This is a genomic window from Pseudorhodoplanes sinuspersici, assembly GCF_002119765.1.
GTDB lineage: Bacteria > Pseudomonadota > Alphaproteobacteria > Rhizobiales > Xanthobacteraceae > Pseudorhodoplanes > Pseudorhodoplanes sinuspersici.
On sequence record NZ_CP021112.1, the window covers coordinates 5,925,853 to 5,944,080 of the forward strand.

15 protein-coding genes and 3 pseudogenes are annotated in these 18,228 nt (G+C 59.1%); 9 read left to right on the forward strand and 9 right to left on the reverse strand.

Annotated features, from left to right (window positions below):
* Positions 1-6: 6 nt before the first annotated feature.
* The 6 genes from CAK95_RS28700 to CAK95_RS28725 all read right to left on the reverse strand — a co-directional run bounded on the left by CAK95_RS28700 (position 7) and on the right by CAK95_RS28725 (position 6,166).
* Complete coding sequence (locus CAK95_RS28700; RefSeq protein ID WP_086091066.1) at positions 7-732, reverse strand: ABC transporter ATP-binding protein; 726 nt, start codon at positions 730-732, stop codon at positions 7-9.
* Positions 729-1,508, reverse strand: a complete 780-nt coding sequence (locus CAK95_RS28705; RefSeq protein WP_086091067.1) for an ABC transporter ATP-binding protein — start codon at positions 1,506-1,508, stop codon at positions 729-731. The genes CAK95_RS28700 and CAK95_RS28705 overlap by 4 nt, the downstream gene beginning before the upstream one ends.
* Positions 1,505-2,695 carry a branched-chain amino acid ABC transporter permease gene (locus CAK95_RS28710; RefSeq protein WP_245303562.1) on the reverse strand — a complete coding sequence of 397 codons (1,191 nt, stop codon included), beginning with the start codon at positions 2,693-2,695 and terminating at the stop codon, positions 1,505-1,507. The genes CAK95_RS28705 and CAK95_RS28710 overlap by 4 nt, the downstream gene beginning before the upstream one ends.
* 14 nt (positions 2,696-2,709) lie before the next feature.
* Complete coding sequence (locus CAK95_RS28715) at positions 2,710-3,630, reverse strand: branched-chain amino acid ABC transporter permease (protein ID WP_086091068.1); 921 nt, start codon at positions 3,628-3,630, stop codon at positions 2,710-2,712.
* Positions 3,631-3,720: 90 nt separating this feature from the next.
* Complete coding sequence (locus CAK95_RS28720; RefSeq protein WP_086091069.1) at positions 3,721-4,899, reverse strand: branched-chain amino acid ABC transporter substrate-binding protein; 1,179 nt, start codon at positions 4,897-4,899, stop codon at positions 3,721-3,723.
* A gap of 151 nt (positions 4,900-5,050) precedes the next feature.
* Positions 5,051-6,166, reverse strand: a complete 1,116-nt coding sequence (locus CAK95_RS28725) for a LysR family transcriptional regulator (protein WP_245303563.1) — start codon at positions 6,164-6,166, stop codon at positions 5,051-5,053.
* Between CAK95_RS28725 and CAK95_RS28730 the strand changes: the two genes are divergently transcribed.
* Entirely contained in the window at positions 6,072-7,154 is a 1,083-nt protein-coding gene (locus CAK95_RS28730) for a carbon-nitrogen hydrolase family protein (RefSeq protein ID WP_086091071.1), read from the forward strand. The genes CAK95_RS28725 and CAK95_RS28730 overlap by 95 nt on opposite strands.
* A 654-nt stretch (positions 7,155-7,808) precedes the next feature.
* Here CAK95_RS28730 and CAK95_RS28735 read toward each other — a convergent pair.
* Positions 7,809-8,942: pseudogene (locus CAK95_RS28735) on the reverse strand (IS3 family transposase).
* Positions 8,943-9,007: 65 nt separating this feature from the next.
* On the opposite strand from CAK95_RS28735, the pseudogene CAK95_RS28740 reads away from it, so the two are divergent.
* A pseudogene (locus CAK95_RS28740) lies at positions 9,008-9,210 on the forward strand (SOS response-associated peptidase); the annotation flags it as partial.
* A gap of 126 nt (positions 9,211-9,336) precedes the next feature.
* Here CAK95_RS28740 and CAK95_RS28745 read toward each other — a convergent pair.
* On the reverse strand, positions 9,337-9,771 hold the full coding sequence (locus tag CAK95_RS28745) for a MarR family winged helix-turn-helix transcriptional regulator (RefSeq protein ID WP_157699789.1): 435 nt from the start codon (positions 9,769-9,771) through the stop codon (positions 9,337-9,339).
* A 409-nt stretch (positions 9,772-10,180) separates the two neighbouring features.
* On the opposite strand from CAK95_RS28745, the gene CAK95_RS28750 reads away from it, so the two are divergent.
* From CAK95_RS28750 to CAK95_RS28760, 3 genes are read left to right on the forward strand one after another with little or no spacing between them, the layout of a single operon-like run.
* A complete protein-coding gene (locus CAK95_RS28750; RefSeq protein WP_245303922.1) occupies positions 10,181-11,152 on the forward strand; it encodes an ABC transporter substrate-binding protein in 972 nt (323 codons plus the stop codon).
* Positions 11,149-11,991 (forward strand): ABC transporter ATP-binding protein, encoded by an 843-nt coding sequence (locus CAK95_RS28755; protein ID WP_086091073.1) that lies wholly within the window; start codon positions 11,149-11,151, stop codon positions 11,989-11,991. Before CAK95_RS28750 ends, CAK95_RS28755 begins: the two co-directional genes overlap by 4 nt.
* Entirely contained in the window at positions 11,988-12,740 is a 753-nt protein-coding gene (locus CAK95_RS28760) for an ABC transporter permease (RefSeq protein WP_086091074.1), read from the forward strand. The genes CAK95_RS28755 and CAK95_RS28760 overlap by 4 nt, the downstream gene beginning before the upstream one ends.
* An 8-nt stretch (positions 12,741-12,748) precedes the next feature.
* Here CAK95_RS28760 and CAK95_RS28765 read toward each other — a convergent pair whose 3' ends face one another.
* Positions 12,749-13,693, reverse strand: a complete 945-nt coding sequence (locus tag CAK95_RS28765; RefSeq protein ID WP_198343779.1) for an ABC transporter substrate-binding protein — start codon at positions 13,691-13,693, stop codon at positions 12,749-12,751.
* A gap of 277 nt (positions 13,694-13,970) precedes the next feature.
* On the opposite strand from CAK95_RS28765, the gene CAK95_RS28770 reads away from it, so the two are divergent.
* From CAK95_RS28770 to CAK95_RS30115, 4 genes and pseudogenes are all read left to right on the forward strand, one after another.
* On the forward strand, positions 13,971-15,101 hold the full coding sequence (locus CAK95_RS28770; RefSeq protein ID WP_086091075.1) for an FAD-dependent monooxygenase: 1,131 nt from the start codon (positions 13,971-13,973) through the stop codon (positions 15,099-15,101).
* Positions 15,102-15,140: 39 nt separating this feature from the next.
* Entirely contained in the window at positions 15,141-16,073 is a 933-nt protein-coding gene (locus tag CAK95_RS28775) for a polysaccharide deacetylase family protein (RefSeq protein ID WP_183044202.1), read from the forward strand.
* Positions 16,070-17,035 (forward strand): acetamidase/formamidase family protein, encoded by a 966-nt coding sequence (locus CAK95_RS28780; RefSeq protein ID WP_086091076.1) that lies wholly within the window; start codon positions 16,070-16,072, stop codon positions 17,033-17,035. Before CAK95_RS28775 ends, CAK95_RS28780 begins: the two co-directional genes overlap by 4 nt.
* A 189-nt stretch (positions 17,036-17,224) precedes the next feature.
* A pseudogene (locus tag CAK95_RS30115) lies at positions 17,225-18,024 on the forward strand (IS630 family transposase); the annotation flags it as partial.
* Between the last annotated feature and the right edge of the window lie 204 nt (positions 18,025-18,228).

Sequence of the window (18,228 nt, forward strand, 5' to 3'; positions counted from 1 at the left end):
CCGGTGCTAATGCACGCCGAAATAGGCCTTGTGCAATTCGGGATCGTTCTTCAGCGTTTCCGTCGGTCCGGCCGTCACCACACGGCCCTGCGACAGCAGATAGCCATAGTCGGCAACGTCAAGAGTCTGGCGGACATTTTGCTCGACCAGCAGGATGGTAACGCCACTCTCCTTCAGCCGCCGCACGATCTTGAACACTTCGCCGACAAAGAGCGGCGATAGGCCGAGCGACGGCTCGTCGAAAATGACAAATTCGGGATCAGTCATCAGGCCGCGCGCGATTGAGAGCATCGAGCGCTCGCCGCCTGACAGTGTTCCCGCAAGCTGATTACGGCGCTCTTCAAGCCGGGGAAAGATATTGAACAACTCATCGAGGCGCTTGCGCTCGCGCGCGGCATCACGCACCAGCAAGCCGCCGACCCGCAGATTTTCCAGCACCGTCATGCGCGGGAAGACGCGATTGCCTTCTGGAATGGTAGCAATCCCCAAGGCAGCGATGCGATGTGTCGGCATATCGGAGATTACGTCGCTCCCGAACCGGACAGTTCCGCTGCTGACGCGACAAAGTCCAAGTATGGAACGAATAAGCGTCGACTTGCCAGCCCCATTGGCTCCGAGAATACACGTCACACTGCCCGCCTTGGCGGACACATTCATCTCAGTCAGCACATCCGCCCGGTCATAGCCGGCCGACAGATTGACCACGTCGAGATCGCGCGTCGCGGTCATCATGCCGCCTGCCCCAGATAGGCCGCCTGCACCTTGGGATCGGCGATCAGCCCGTCGAAATCGCCCTCATAGATCTTGCGGCCGAAATTCAGCACCACGCAGCGGTCGCTGACGCGGCGGATGACATTCATCTCGTGTTCAACCAGCACGATGGCGAGGTCCGACATCAGGTCACGCATCGCAACCACGTCGTCCATCAGCTTGTAGGTTTCTTCGTGCGTCATCCCGGCGGAGGGTTCATCCAGGAGCAAGAGACGCGGCTCGCCGATCAGTGCGCGGCAGATTTCGATACGCCGGCGGTCGATCATGGTAAAGGTGCCGACCGGCTCGAACAGACGGTTCGCGATCGCCGGATTGAAGCGCCGCACCAGCGCGCCAACACGGTCGATCATACTGTCGAGCTCGCGCCGCCAGGCCCCGCGACGTAAGATATTCGCTGCAAAGCCGAGGTTCAGCTTACGCAGCGTGCCGACCATGACGTTGTCAAACACGGTCTGGTCCAGCATCAGGCGCGAGCGCTGGAAGGTGCGCGCGATCCCGGCCGCCGCGATCTTCTGCGGCGGCTTGGCAAAAAGGTCGACGCCATCGAAGGAAACCGCGCCGGCCGACGGCTGGTAAAGCCCGGTCAGCACGTTGAAGAAGGTGGTTTTACCGGACCCGTTGGGTCCGACGAGGCCGACGATCTCGTCGCGCGCGATCGCGAAATCGAGCGCATCGAGCGCGGTCAGGCCGCCGAAGGTCATCGTCAGATCGTTGCAGACCAGAAGATCGCAGCTCATGCCCGCTCTCCCCGCGACAAGACGCGTGACAGCATGCGCAGGGACCGCGGCATGATGCCGGAGGGCCGAAAACGCAGGATCAGCATCACCAGGATCGCGAAAATCAGTAGCCGGTATTCCTGAATCGCCTGCAGCTTCTCCGGTAGCACCAGGATGACGACGGCTGCACCGATAGTGCCCCAGAGATTGCCGAGTCCTCCGAGCACGATGATCGAGAGCAGGATCAGGGAATCGCCGAGGCCTGCGCCGTTGGGATTGATGAAGCCGTTCATCATGCCATAGGCGCCACCGGCTACGCCGATCAGCATGTTGCCGACGAGAAAGGCGAAGGCCTTCCAATAGGCGATGCTGAGACCGAAGACGGACGCCGCAACTTCATCTGCGCGCACCGCATCGAGACTGATGCCTATCCATGAATTCTCGATCAAGCGGACGAGGACGAAGGCGCCGGCGAAGAGCAGGATTCCGAACACCGCATAAGGCACGTAAAAAGACAGATCGATCGGACCGATCTCCCGGACATTGTTGAACTGCAGACCGAAGAGATCGAGACCGGGCACTTTCAGCCCCTGTGGACCGCCGAGCAGATCGTTCACTTCAAGGAACGTCCTGATCAGTAGGCCGAATGCAATCGTGACCAGCGCCGCATAGTGTCCGCGCGTACGCAACACCGGCAGCAGCACGCAAAGGCCGAGCACCCCGGCGACGATCCCGCAGCCAGCGAGCACAAGGAGATGTGGCAGAGCCGTATGATTGCCGAGGATCGCAGCCGTGTAAGAGCCGATGGCGAAGAACGCGGCACCCGCGAAATTCACGACACCGGCGAAGGCAAGCTGCAGATTGAGCCCGATGCAGGCGGCCGCATAGAGCGCGACCGTTGTCATCATCAGCAACGTGTAATGGTCGTCACGGAAAAGCACGACCAGCGCCAGCGCACCGATAAGGGCGACCCCGTTACCGAAGCCGGCATGGCGACGGCACGTCGCGGTCAAGTCGCGTCCGATAGCGGTGCCGTCAACGACGCCGATTAGCGCCACGAAACTCACAAGCACGGCCACAACGCTAATCTGGTTTTCGGCATGCAACAGAAACGCGAGCGCCGCGAAGACGAGCCCGACGACGCCAACGATAACAAGACGGGGGAAGCGCCGCACCAAAGGCGGCCAGGCAGTTTCGGTGGAGGGCACGAGCAAGGTCACCTTTACACCCGCTCGCTGCTCTTTTCCGGAATAAGCCCGGTCGGGAACAGGCCAATCAGCACAATCACCACCGCAAAAGCGACCACGTCCTTGTAGGCGCTCGAGAAAGGCAGCGCGATGGTTGCCAGCGTCTGCGCACCGGCAAACAGAAAGCCGCCAAGGATCGCGCCGAGCAGATTGCCAAGACCGCCCACCACCGCCGCGGCGAATCCGATCACGCCAAGCAGAACGCCCATGTTGAAGTTGATCTCGCGATAATAGAGACCGAGCATCAGGCCGGCGAAGGCCGCGAGCGCGGAGCCGATCGCGAAGGTACCCAGCACCACGCGCTGGAAATCGATGCCGGATAATTGCGCGACATCTGGTTCCTGCGCCACTGCGCGGATGGCGAGACCGAGCCGCGTATGCGTCACAACAAAATGCGTGATGCCGACCAGCGCCAACCCGCAGGCGAGAATGATCACGCTGTCGATGCCGATGCTGAACGAGCCGAACTGGATATTGCCGGCTGGCAGCAAAGCCGGGAACGGTTTGGGATTGCCGCCATTCGGCACACCGAGGCGGATGATCTCGCGCAGCACCGTGCCCGCCATCAGGGTTGCGAGCAGCACATTGACGGCCGGCGCATGCCGAAGCGGCAGTACGAGCGTACGGCCAACGATCACGCCGGCGATCGCGCCAGCGGCGAGACCAGCCAGCAGGCCCACAAGGAGAATGACAATCGCCGGCAGTCCGGAGTTGACGCCGACAAGAGTGACCGCACCTAGACTTGCAAAGGCGCCGGTGGCCAGCACATCGCCGTGCGAGAACTTGATCACATCGAGCACGCCGAAGAACAGCGAAAAGCCAACCGCTATCATCGCGTAGATCACACCAAGCATAAGCCCATTGAAGATGTGCTGGGCAAGAAGGCCGAAATCCATCTCAGCCTCCTTGCTGCGAGATCACGAGATGCAGGTCTGCAAGAGTCATCGTCGCTCCATTCCACCCACGACGATAAGCTTGTATCGACCTCATTTGGCAAGGCCGGTGAGCGACTTCTTGCCGCCGGCATATTCGCTGTCCGGCCAATAGGTCCATTTGCGGTTCTGCACGACATAGACATACGGCGTGACGATGTTCTGGCGATGATCGTCGAAGTTGATTGTGCCGACAAGACCAGCATAACCTTTGGTTTTGTTGAGCGCGTCCTGCACCTTCTTGCGGTCCGGACCGACTTTTTCGATGGCGTCCATGATCAGATTGGCGGCGGTGTAGGCGAAGGGCCCATAGGCGTCAGGATCTTCGCGGAAACCGGCCTTCGCATAAGCATCGAGGAAGGTGCGGCCCTGCGCATATTTCTCGATCGGAGCGCCGTTATGGAACGACACCGTTCCTTCCGCCGAGGCGCCGGCGCCTTCGATGAAGCCCGCATTGAGAATGCCGGACACCGCGATGAACTGGGCATTCACGCCGACGCGATCCATCTGCGCGCGGATGCGCACACCGCCAGGAGTGAGACCTCCCCAGTAGATCACTTCCGGCCTCAGCTCCTTGATCTTGGTCAGCTCGGCCGTGAAATCCTGCTGGTCCGGTGCGACAGGGAATGTTGCGGCGATTTCTCCGCCCGATTCGGACAGGAACTTGCTGAAGTATTTGTTCTGACCTTTGCCGTAGTCGGTCGTGTCGTGCAGGATCGCGACGCGCTTGTATTTATTGTCGGCGAGGAATTTCGCGGCGAGCTTGCCTTCATCGACCATGGTTCCGTTGACGCGATGAATTTCCGCGTAGTTGTTGCCATAGGTGATCTCCGGCAGCACGGCGCCCCACACCACCACCGGAAGCTGGAAGCGGTGATAGGTGTCGACCGTCGCGATGCCGACCGTCGAGCAATAATGCGTCACGCCAGCTATGATGGACTTGTCCGACGCCGCCTTGGTCGCGACCTGGATGCCGACATTGGGCTTGCACTCGTCGTCGAGGGTGACGAGTTCGTAGGAATATTTCGCTTTCGGATCGGCGTTGCGCAATTGCACGGCGAGCAGCGCAGAGTTGCGCCCGCCGAGGCCAGGCGCGGAACTGCCGCCCGTGAGCGGGCCGATGAAGGCGATTTTCACGGTATCCTTTGCGGCTGCATCGCCGGCCGCCCACAACCCGACCGAGATCGCCACGGTGGCTGCAAATACGGATGCCACAAGACGTCGATTCATCATTGTCCCTGTCCCTCTGCTAAATCGCTGACCCCGGCGGCCGGAATGAAATCTGGCCCGGATTGGAAAACAGGCCAGCGGGCGAGAGCAATGGGAAAAGCGCGCAAGGCTCTGTGCGATTCTGGGGCAACTGAATGCGCTGCACAAAGATACGTCAGAGAATGCCTGCTTGCATATCACTCTGGATTTGCCTGGTCAGGAACGCGATGACCGTTCGAATGCGCGGCGAGAACTGAAGGTCCTGATGCACGCTGGTCCAGATTTCCCGCGTGGTGAAAGCCTTGTCGTGCAGGATGGGAACTAACGGCGTTGTCTCGTGGATGGAGAACCGCGGCAGCAGCACAATCCCTAAACCACCGATCGCAGCATTGCGCTGCGCGATCATGCTGGAGGAATGCATCACCACACGCGGGTTCTGGATTACCTCGTCGAGCCAGCGAACGGTGTCCACTTGGATCAGATCTTCGACATAGGTGATGAAGTCATGATCCGCGAGATCAGCGAGATCGGCGGGGCAACCTTTGCGATCGAGATAGCTTTGCGAGGCATAAAGCCCGAGACGGAAGCTGCCGATTTTCTCCGACACCAAACCCTGTCCCGGCGGCTTGAAGAAGCTGATGAACAAGTCTGCCTCGCGCCGGTTCACGTAGATCATTTGTGGTGAGGTCACGAGTTCCAGCGTGATATGCGGCGCCGCATCCCGCAGAAGAATTGCGCGCGGCGCAAGATAGAGCGACGCGATGCCCTCCATCGTTGCTAGCCGCACGGTGCCGGCGGCCTCGGGCGCGGTTTCGTTCACTTCGGATCGCACTTTCAGCATCGCGCTCTCGACTGCCTCTGCATGAGGCAGCAGCCGCTTGCCGAGATCGTTCAGTTTGAAGCCAGAGCGTGTTCGCTCGAACACACCGGAGCCCAGCGCCTGCTCAAGCTGGGAAATGCGGCGGCTGACCGTCGAGTGATCGATGCGCAGCCGGCGCGATGTCTGGGACAAATTCCCGGTCCGGGCCACATCCAAAAAAACGCGCAGGTCGTCCCAATCGAGCAGATCAATAGAGCGCATGAAACGATTTCCGGCCTCCGGTCGAGATTTGCAAGCCACCTTGCGAGAATACGCGATCCCGCCCGCCAAGCCTCCATGATACCCAAAAGCTGCGGCAATTCGGAAGGGTGCGTTCATGGACAATCTGCCCCGGTTCAAGGCAGCGGCGGTGCATGCGGCACCGGTCTTTCTCGACAAGAACGGCACGACGGAAAAGGCCATCTCCATCATACGCGAGGCCGCGGCTGCGGGCGCCGCTCTGGTCGCCTTTCCGGAAACATTTCTGCCGGCCTTTCCGATATGGGCGGCGCTTTGGGCACCGATCGACAATCACGATTTGTTCGCCCGAATGGCGGCCGCATCTGTGCTGGTCGACGGTCTCGAAATCCAGCGCATTCGCGATGAGGCCAGACGGCAAGGTGTCTTCGTCTCGCTGGGATTCAGCGAAAGGTCGCCCGCCAGCGTCGGTGCCCTCTGGAATTCCAATCTGCTGATTGGCGACGATGGCTCTGTCCTGAACCACCATCGCAAGATCGTGCCAACCTTCTACGAAAAGCTGATCTGGGCCTCAGGCGACGGTGCCGGCCTGCGGGTCAGCGCAACGCGCATCGGACGCATCGGTTGTCTGATCTGCGGCGAGAACACCAATCCGCTTGCACGTTATGCTCTGATGGCGGAGGGTGAACAATTGCACATTTCGTCTTGGCCGCCGATTTGGCCGACGCGGCGCCCCAAAGGAGGTGGCAATTTCAATAATTTGGCCGCGAACCGTCTGCGCGCCGGAGCACATTCCTTCGAGGCCAAGGCATTTGGGCTGGTCACCGCCGGATTTTTAGACGCGGCCGCACGCGATTTTCTAGTTTCGCGGGACTCGTCGATCGCCGAGGTTCTCGATGAAACACCACGCGCCGCCTCCTATTTCATCGACCCCACCGGTGAGGCCACCAGCGACGAATTGCGTGACGCCGAAGGCATCGTTTACGCCGACATCGATCTGAACCGATGCGTTGAGCCGAAACAATTTCACGACGTCGTCGGCTACTATAACCGCTTTGACATTTTCGATGTGCGGGTCCGTCGCACGCGCCTCAATCCCGCAACCTTTGTCGAAGATATTTCTGGATTGGAAGATCCGCATGCGCCAGCATTGAATGGTGGCACACCTGAACTACTGCAGAGGCGTGCTAAATCATCTGCCATCGAGCTAGGAGGACTTTAGTCTCGACCGGCATCCCCGCGGCGTGCATTCGGAAAGTTGCAAGCCATAGTGCAAGGTGATCATGCGGCACGAAATCGGAGCGATGTGATCGACCTGATCGACTCATGGGTCGGCGCAATCAGGCGCACATTTGCAGGCGCAGACTGCCGCCCCGGTCACGCAGTGGTTTTATTCTTCGGTCTCCGGAGCGAGTATCCAGAAAATGGGAATTCTCGTTATAGTAGCGGGAGACTTTTGAGAATTTTGTGCGTGAAAGTTCGACAATCGGCCGATCAGAGACTGTGACCAAATAACGAAAGCCGGCGATTACCGGGCATTTCTGGCATATTGGAAGGAAATTCTCCAAATCAAAGACTGGCTGGCTGGGGCGCCTGGATTCGAACCAGGGAATGGCGGAATCAAAATCCAACCATTCTTGATATTCTAGCAACGCTCGTTCCGAAAAACTGGCCGAAAAGCGGTCCAGCGGAATCAATAGGTTAGGGCCCATTTCGGAATGAAGAATTACCGCTCAGCTTTCCCGAAGCCTTCAGCGCATGAGACATTGCTGGTTATCCACCCGTGTTTTCGGGTTTTGCAACCCGAATGAGCAAGTTCGCAACATCTGCGGAGCCATTGACCCGACCGAGATTCTAGTCCAGGCGCGGTGAGAGATTATTGCATCGCGATCTCCATTTCGAGTGGCTTCATGTCGCTGTAGGCTGCAGGTGCGGGAGGTCGATATCCAAGCGATGAGTGTGGGCGTTTGTGATTGTAGTGTTGTCGCCATTGCTCGATAACGATCCGAGCCTCCTTCAGGCTGTAAAAGATTTCGCCGTTGAGCAATTCGTCACGCAGCTTGCCATTGAAGCTTTCGCAATAACCGTTTTCCCAAGGGCTGCCGGGCGCAATGAACAGAGTGTTGGCACCAAGCTGAGCGAGCCACGCCCTGACAACCTTGGCGGTCATCTCGGGACCATTATCGGACCGAATGTGAGTGAGGACACCCCTTTTCAGCATCACATCCGCGAAGGTCTCGATGACGCCGAAGCTCGTGATCCGTCGGGCCACCCGGATAGCAAGGCACTCACGTGTGTATTCGTCGATCAACGTCAGCAGGCGGAGCGATCGACCATCATGGGTTTGCGCTGAGACAAAATCATAGCTCCAAACATGCCGTGGTCGTTCCGGTCGCAACCGGACACACGATCCATCGTTGAGCCATAAGCGCCCCCTCGGACGCTGCTTCCTGGGGACTTTGAGGCCCTCCCGGCGCCAGATCCGCTGCACCCGATCTTTCCCCACTTGCCAGCCGCTGATCTGCAGCAGCGCCGTGATCCGACGATAGCCGTAACGGCCATATTCGGATGCAAGAGTGACAATGGCCCGGGTGAGCGCATCCTCGTCGGCACGAACCGTGGGAATATAACGTTGCGTTCCCCGCGGCTGGCTGACGATCCGGCAGGCATGACGTTCCGAGAGCTGATACTTGCGTCGGATCGCTTCGACTGCCTGCCGGCGCCGGTCAGGCGCTACAAGTTTCCCTCAGCGACATCCTTCAGGATCTGCTTCTCCAGGGACAGATCGGCGACCAACCGCTTGAGCCGAGCGTTCTCGCTCCAGCTCCTTGAAGCGCTTGGCCTGCTCCATCTCCAGCCCGCCATACTCATTGCGCCACCGATAAAAGCTCTGCTCCGATATCTCGGCTTCCTTGCAGGCCTGAGCAATTGTCCGTCCCTGCGCAACCAGCACATCGATTTGGCGGAGCTTGGCAACAATCTGCTCCGCACTATGTCGCTTTCTTGGCATCGTCGGGTGTCCTTTCCATGCCGATTATTTCAATCAGCCTGGTCCAAGAAAACCCGGTCAGGTCACTAACGACCGACCCGAACAGTGAAGTCCGCGCCATACACCCCAAGGCCATGCCCCGGTGATCCTCACCAAGCCAGAAGAGATCGAGATTTGGATGACGGCGCCGGTTGCGGAGGCCTTGAAGCTGCAGCGCCCTCTTCCTGATGGATCGCTGCGGATCGTCGCGATCGGCGAAAAGAAAGATGAGGCAAAGGAAGCGGCCTGATAGCAAGCGGATACGAAAAGTCGAGTGACTATGGCGGTCCACCATCCGCGTCCTAGCGAGGCTCCGCGATCCATCAGAGCAGCTTGAGATATGCAGCATTCCCGGCTGAAACTTGCAATAACCACTTCACTCGCGTGAAGCATATGAATTGATCGTGTCCGCAAATCGCGCCAAACTTTCCACCAGAGCGCTGCGATCTCCTGCGCTCAGCGCCGATAACAACGTCCACTGAATTTCAAAGACACGCGGAATAGCATCATTAATCGTTGCTTCTCCGGAGACGGTGAGCTGAATGCGCAAACTGCGGCGATCGGACGGTTCCGGCAAACGAGCGATATAATGCAAGCGCTCCAGCTTGTTCAGACGACTATTCAAGCCTGCGCCGCTCAAAACCAGATACTGAGTAAGCTCCTTCGGCGATAAGGAATAGGGTGTGCCGGCACGCCGCAAGGCGGTGAGGACATCGAATGTTCCGCGCACCAGTTTGAAAGGCGCTAGGACTTCGTCGATACAAGCGGTCGCTTCGGCCTGAATGCGGCCGATCAGACCGTAGATCAGCACGGGGTCCGGATTGATATCCGGCCGCTCGGTCTGCCATTGCTTGAAAATCTGCTCGACCTTCTCGCGTGCGGTGGTTTTGACAAGTCTGCGTTTGGCTTTTGCCCGTGATCTGGTCTCAGTCACCGAGCTCGTTCTGGCCGCACTCAAAATCGACATCCCCATATTCGAAGGCGCTGTCTCATACAGGCCAATTCGTTAGCTGTAGAAATACTATTCAACACCTCACCGGCACCAGTGCAAGAGGCGTTAGAACCTGCACCAAAGCCTATAAATCAACCAATCTCTGCCCACAATCCGGGCGTGACGCTCCTCTACGCCTCGCGATAATCTAATTGTTCGATAGCGAACGGTTTGACGGCTGCCGGATCCCATCCCTTGGTGAACACGTGATTGCAGGAGACGTGAAGTGATGCAGAACAAGTTCTTCGTAGCCGTCATGGGGGCGGTGGCCGCTCTGGCCCTGCTCCAACAGCCCGCGGCCGCAGCAGACGTGAACCTGATCACGGATTTTGGCTATAACGGCCGCCATTCCTATTTCTATGTCGCCCTCGAAAAAGGCTATTACAAAGACGAGGGGCTGAATGTCACCATTCTGCGCGGGCAGGGCTCCGGCGACGCGATCAAGAAAGTCGCTGCCGGCGCAGCAACGTTCGGCTTCGCAGATGCGGGCTCACTGGTTCTCGCCCGCGGCAATGACGGCGTGCCGGTCAAGCTCGTATCTGTTGTCTATGTTCAGCCGCCGCAGGCGCTGTTTGTGCTGGAAAGCAGCAACATCAAGACGCCGAAGGACCTCGAAGGCAAAACACTGGCCGAGACCGCGGCCGGTGCGATCCGTCTCCTCTTCCCGGCCTACGCGAAAGCGGCCGGTATCGACGAGAGCAAGGTGAAGTGGGTCGCTGCAGAAAGCTCCGCGCTGCCCTCGATCCTCGCATCGAAGCGTGCCGATGCCATCGGCCAGTTCACGGTCGGCGCGCCACTGCTTGCTGCTGCGACAGCGCCAGAGGGCGTCCGGGCCCTCGCCTACAAGGATGCCGGCCTGAGCTATTATGGCAACGGTCTCATCGCAAGCGAGAAGACCATTGCGGAAGACCCGAAGATGGTGCGCGGCTTCGTTCGCGCAACCCTCAAGGGCATGAAGGATGCCTTCGCAAAGCCTGAGGAAGCCGCAACGATCATGAACAAGCATCAAAAGCAGCTTTCCGTTCAGGTCATCGAAGGCGAAACGCGCCTCGTCGAGCAGCTCGCGACGACCAAGGGCTATCCGATGGGCAAGATCGATCCCGCCCGGATCGACGAAACCGTCAAGGTCATCGAGACCTATTTCAAGCTGAACAATCCGGTGAAGCCGGCCGACCTGTTCGCTGACGGATTTGTTGAATGACATTGCAAGGCGCCTTGGCCGGGGGCGACCTCGCTCACACGAAACAGCAGACGATAACGGGCGACGTTCCCGTCATCTCGCTGAAGGATGTCACGAAGGTTTTCACCGACAATCAGGGCAGGACGATCGAAGCGCTGGCGCCGCTGGATCTTGTGATCGAAAGTGGCACCTTTGTTTCTGTCGTCGGTCCGTCGGGATGTGGAAAATCCACGCTGCTCAGACTAATTGCCGGGCTCGATGCACCGACAAGCGGAACCATGTTTCGCTATGGTGCTCCGCTGGACAGCCCGTCGCACGAAGTCGGCATCATCTTTCAGGAACACGTTCTGTTTCCCTGGCTGACGGTGCTTCAGAACGTCATGCTGCCGGCGGATATTCTCAGCCTTCCAAAAAGTGGCGCCGAGAAGCGGGCATGGCATCTCCTGGAACTCACCGACTTGAAGGATTTTGCACATCACAAGCCACAGGCCTTGTCCGGCGGCATGAAGCAGCGTGCCGCCTTCTGCCGTGCGATGCTCGCCAATCCGCGTTTCCTGCTGCTCGACGAGCCATTCGGCGCACTCGATGCGCTGACACGGGAAGAGTTGTCGCTCGAGCTTTCACGGTTATGGGATGAAGTCGGACGCACAGCCTTCCTGATCACCCATGATATCGAGGAAGCGATCCTGCTCGGGGATCGCATTCTGGTCATGTCGCAGCGGCCCGGCCGCATCGTCGCGGATATTCCCGTCAAGCTGCCGCGGCCACGAACCATGCGCACATCGCAAGACCCGCTCTTTCAGGACATCAAACAGAAGGTGCGCCAGATCATCTTCGGCCGCCAAGAAGACGCGTCATGAACATTGCAGCGGTAGCAAGCCGTGCCGTCACTCCGCTGGTCTACATTGTCGCGCTGGTGGTGTGGGAGATTCTTGCGCGTAGCCTGAAGATTCCATTGTGGATGTTGCCGGCGCCAACGATGATCGCCGCGGCGGCGATCGAATGGGCGCCGGAGCTTCTTTCGAATTCGATCGTCACCACCCGCGAAACCGTTCTCGGCTTCCTGCTTGCACTGGTGATCTCGTTGCCGCTGGCATGTGCGATTGCATTCAGCACCTGGGCGCGGAAGATCATCTATCCAGCCATCCTCGGTCTGCAATCGATACCGAAAGTCGCACTCGCCCCACTTGTCACGCTGTGGCTCGGATTCACCGAATGGCCAAAGATCGTGATCGTGGTGCTGGTGTGTTTCTTTCCGATCCTTGTCAATGTCGTGGCCGGCTTCGAGAGCGTACCGAAGTCGATGGTCGACCTCATGCGCTCGCTGAATGCGCCCCAGCATTTGGTGCTGTGGCGCTTGCGCGTTCCGGCGGCCCTGCCGGCCTTCTTCACCGGCTGCAAGATCGCCATCACGTTCGCCGTGATCGGCGCAGTGATCGCCGAGTTCGTCGCCGCACAGGAAGGGCTGGGTTATCTCATTCTGATGTCAACGTCGCAGTCACAGACGCCTCTGGCCTTCGCCGCGATTATCGCGCTGACGGCGATCAGCATTCTTCTTTTTTACATACTCGAATTCATCGAGAAGAAGACCATCACCTGGACGCCGTAAACGGCGTCTCAGGCCAGCGCGATACTGTCCCAGATCGGCCTGAACTGCGTCGCCACGGCATCTTCGTACTTTACGGGTTCGGTCAGAAGACCGAACCCGGCCGCAAAACGGCTAAGGCCTGCAAACGTCTTCTCAGAAATATGCGGCGTATAATATGATAGATCACGCGCCACAACATCGGCGATCATGGCCGCTTCCGCAGGCGGAAACAGCGCCTCGCCCACTTTGGTTGCGAGCGACACATCCGACCGGAGCGCGGCCTCTGCGGCAGTGATAGCCCGCACACCCGCGGCGACCAGATCCGGATCGGCAGCAAGCGCGGCCTCGCTCGTGACGAGCGCAGGAAATGTGTAATCGAACGCGAAATCAGGGCCGAGTCCACGGCGAACATCGAGAACCACTGCCCCGACGCCGGAGCGGATGGCCACCTCAGCGCCAAGGCCATTCGCCCAAAATCCATCCATTGCTCCGGCCTCGAGCGCCTTCGCCGCGGCAATGCCGAACGAGACACCGGGCTCCTTCGCGCCGGGGACTTCTACGATGCGGATGTCATCGCGCTCAAGGACGAAGCCAGAATCAAGCAGCAATTGGCGGAACGAAAGTTCGACAAAGGGCGCCGCACCAATGCGGCGGCCTTTCAGTGCATCGAGATCTCCCGGCGCGATGCCAAGCTTTCTGTTCATGATCAGCAGCCAATAAGTCCCCTGTCCGAGAGAGGCTATGAGTCTGGCGCCAGATCCGTTCGGGAAAGCGGCTAGGACCGAATGAGCCGGCGCGGCAACGAAATCAACCTCGCGATGTCGCAACGCCTCGAATGTGCGATTGCTCGGATAGATCAACTCAATCGTGGCATCGACGCCCTCGCGATCGAAAAATCCCAGCTCCACGGCGGCGATCGCCGGGAAATAGGAGTTCGAAACAAGATCGGGAACGCCGAGCTTCACCGTTTTCATTCAGACGCCTCGCATATGTGCTTAAGGCCGGATTCCAAGCCTATGGCCTATGCAGCCAATACTTCTCTAGAGAACGAGATCCACCGATATCCGAGGCAATCGGCGATCCCGGCCGAGCTGTGACCAATCCAGCCGACCCTTTTCATACCATTGAATTTTATGCCATTTCTGCCTGAATAACGACCGCGTTGCCTGGATTTTCGGCGCGCCCCAGGCTGCCTCAGCGGCTATATTGTTCGATATAGAACAATTGGCTTTGGCGGGTGCATCTGTGGGGATGGACAAGAGCGCGCGAATTGCGATCGTCGGTGGCGGCCTCGCCGGCCTGGCGCTGGCCGGGCTGCTGTACAAGCAAGGCTATCGGATCACCGTCTTCGAACAGACTCCCGAATTCCATCGGATTGGCGCCGGCATCATTCTCGGCGCGAGCATTGCCAAGGTCATCCAGCGGATCGGTATTCTCGAGCCCTATATTGCGGCCGGCATGAAGCCGGATGCCTTCGTCAGCCGAAAATGGGACACCGGGGAGACCCTCAACGAACTCCTTTTCGACGCCGAGGCAGAAGCGCGGTTCGGCGGACCTTTCATCAATATTCATCGCGCCGATCTTCATGACGTTCTCCGATCTGCCATCCCCGACGAAGCCATTCGTTTCGACCACATGCTTGTTGGTACAGAGCCAGCCGGAAGCGCCGTGCGTCTCACCTTCAGCAATGGCCTGACGGAAGACGCCGACATTGTTGTCGGTGCGGACGGTATACACTCGCGTCTGCGGAATGCCATTTTCGGAAAAAGACCGCTGCGCTATGTCGGCAGCGTCGCTTATCGCGCAGTTTTTTCCACCGCCCGCGTCGCCGGATTGTCGATGCGCGATTGCACCAAATGGTGGGGCCCCGATCGGCACGCCCTGTCCTATTATGTCACCGGCCGCCGCGACGAAATGTATATCATGGGAGCCGTGCCAGACAAAAGCTGGAACGCGACCAGCGAACCGGTCATCCAGAACCACGATCGCTTCCTCGAAGCCTTCAAGGATTTTCACCCCGAACTCACGGCATTGATTACGGCCGCCGAAGAGGTTCAGGCATTGCCGATCTGCGATCTCGAACGCAACGACAGATGGAGCGAAGGTCAGGCCGTCTTGATGGGCGACGCCTGCCACGCCGTCCGGCCGTACATGGCTGCCGGCGGATCGATGGCCATCGAGGATGCTGCCATCCTGTCAGAAGCCATCAGCACACACGACACGCCGGCCAAGGCATTCGCGGCCTACGAGAAGATCCGCATCCCGCGTGTGGGAAAAGTGCAGCGCATTTCCGAAGAGAATTCCTGGCTGAAGTTGCCGACCGACACCGGCTGGTTCTTTGGCTATGATCCCTTCACCGAAGATCTCAAGCAGGCCGCCTGAGGCTTGCCCGACCGTCGCCCCTTTCTCAACAGCGCTTCCATGTCCGATCATCAGCAAGACCTCATCCCCAGCCGCGATCTTGTCGGTTATGGCGAGCATCTACCCGATCCGAAATGGCCGGGCAGCGCCGTCATCGCGGTCAATTTCAATCTGAACTACGAAGGCGGCGGGGAAGCGACGCTCGCGAATGGCGATGCCGTTTCCGAAGGCATGCTAAACGATATCGGCGTCGATACCCGACATGGTGTCCGCGATCCGCTGGTGGAGTCTGTGTTCGAATATGGAAGCCGCCGCGGCGTCTGGCGCATTCTCGATATCTTCTCGAAATACGATGTGCCGCTGAGCGTCTTGGCCGTGGCGCGCGCCGTTGAACAGAACCCGGATATCGCGCAGGCCTTTATCAAGCGCGGGCACGAAATCGTCAGCCACGGCTATCGCTGGATCGACTATTGCCAGGTGCCCGCAGAAGTCGAGCGCGAACATATCAAACGCACCGTGGAGATCCTGACGCGACTTGCCGGAGAACGTCCGCTCGGATGGATGACGGGACGCCCCGGCCCCAATACGCGCCGTCTCATCATTGAGGAAGGCGGTTTCCTCTATGACAGGGACTCCTTGTCGGATGAATTGCCTTACTGGGTGGAAGGTCCCAAAGGCCCGCATCTTGTGATCCCCTATTCCTATGAGACCAACGACAATCGCTTCAACGGCAATGCGGGCTTCGCCACCGCCGATCAGTTCTTCCACTATATTCGCGATGCCTTCGATCTTCTGGTCGAGGAAGGTCGCGCTGGTTCACCGAAGCTGCTGTCGATTGGATTGCACGACCGTCTGATCGGACGCCCTGCCCGGGCCATGGGCCTCATCAAACTTCTGGAGCACATGCGAAGCATCGAAGGTGTGTGGTTCTGCAGAGGAATCGACATCGCCCATCATTGGCGCAAACATTTCCCACCAAAGAGCGCAATATGATCCATCGCCTCGATGCAGCGCCGGGCAATGTCCACTGGGGCTATTTCGACGCGACACTGAAGCCCGTTCTGAGTGTGTCATCCGGCGATACCGTGGTCATCTCATCGGTTTCCGGAAGCAAGGACGAACTCCCGCCGCCTGGCGTGGGCACAGCCCTGCAATCGCATCTGGACATTCTCGATTCCGTACAGCCTGAACTCGGTCCGCACATCCTCACCGGCCCGGTCGCAATCGAGGGCGCAGAACCCGGCGATGTTCTGGAGGTGCGGGTCGAAAAGGTCGAACTGATTCAGGACTGGGGCTTCAACTACACCAAGCCCGGCAAAGGCGTGTTGCCGCAACGATTTCCCGAGCGAAAGCTCTATCAGATTTCCATCGACCTTGAGAACAATGTCGCGAAATGTCCGTGGGGCGGAGAACTGCCGCTCGCACCGTTCTTCGGCATCATGGCGGTCGCGCCGGCGCCGACTTACGGTCGTGTCTCGACGATCGAGCCGCGCGAATATGGCGGCAATATCGACAACCGGGAATTGACGGCCGGGTCGCGCCTTTACCTGCCAGTCTTCGTGCCGGGCGCATTGTTCTCGGTTGGTGACGGGCATGGCTGCCAGGGCGACGGCGAAGTGAATCTCACCGCGCTGGAAACAGCGTTGCGCGGCAACTTCACGCTCATCGTGCATAAGGCAAGAAAACTTGCGCTGCCGCGTGCGCTTACTGCCGATCATCTCATCACGATGGCTTTCCATCCGAACCTCAATGAGGCGGCCACCATCGCATTGGATCAGATGATCGATGCCTTGTCCGCTGCCACGAGTCTGACCGCGGAAGATGCTTATGCCTTGTGCAGCCTGGCCTGCAGCCTGCGCGTGACACAGCTCGTCGACGGCAATAACGGCATTCACGCCATGCTGCCCAAAAAGCTTTTACCGGAGCTTAGCGCAGACCGTTTCGCGCTTGAATAAACCAACGCGCTCCAACCGTTGGCCTGCCCCGATCTGAGCATCTCGGTCGCGCAGGACCATGGGGGCCCTCGCAAACCAGACATCAGCGTCTCATCCAAGTCCACCGCGCTGACCAAGACATCTTCCCATGACCGTTAGAGCGTGTTTCGATCTGATTGAATCGATTTGGGATTCCCAAATCGACTTGGGGGCGATGCCCGTCCCGGTCCACTGGGCGGCGACCGGCACTCGCACGGCCTCGAGCGCCATGGCGCGACGATCCTGGACATCGTCGCAGGCAACCGTGACGTCACGCTCGCAGAGATCAGGACCGCTCTGGAGGCCAAAGGCGTGCGCAGCAGCATCGGAGGGCTCTGGCGCTTCCTCGATCGGCACGAGATCACGCTCAAAAAAGTCGGCGCATGCCAGCGAGCAGAACTGTCCAGACGTCATGAAGCGGCGGCAGGACTGGTTCGACAGCCAGCCCGATCTTGATCCCGAGCACCTCGTCTTCATCGACGAGACCTGGGCTTCGACCAACATGGCGCGCCGCCATGGCCGCTGCCCGCGCGGCGAGCGGCTGCGGATGGCCGTGCCGCACGGCCACTGGAAGACGACCACCTTCGTCGGGGCGCTCACAATGCGCGGTTTCATCGCGCCTTGGGTTCTGGACGGGCCGATCAATCGCGATGCCTTCGAGACCTATGTCGCCAAGGTGCTCGTGCCGGAACTCAGGTGCGGCGACGTGGTGGTGATGGATCTCCAGCCACAAGGGTCCAAAGATGCGCGAGATGATCGAAGCCGCTGGCGCCGAGCTGCGCTATCTCCCGCCATACAGTCCCGATCTCAACCCGATCGAGATGGCCTTCGCCAAGCTCAAGGCCCTGTTGCGCAAGGCCGCTGAGCGAACCATCGATGGCCTTTGGACCGCCATCGGCCGCATCATCGACCTTTTCCCGCCCCCCGAATGCGAAAACTATTTCAAAGCAGCAGGCTATGATTCAACCTGATCGAAAAATGCTCTAGCCGTAGATCATGAAGTTGTGGAGGCCGTGATTCCAGCGAAGCGTCGACTTTATGAACACACCGCCCATTGTTGGTGTTCGACCCGACACTTCGTGCCAGCGCTGCCCGATTGATCTGAATTTCTTTGCCGGAAACTCATCTCTTCGTCCGCGTGCAACTTCGCATCCGCAAGGCAGGCGCCGCCTGCG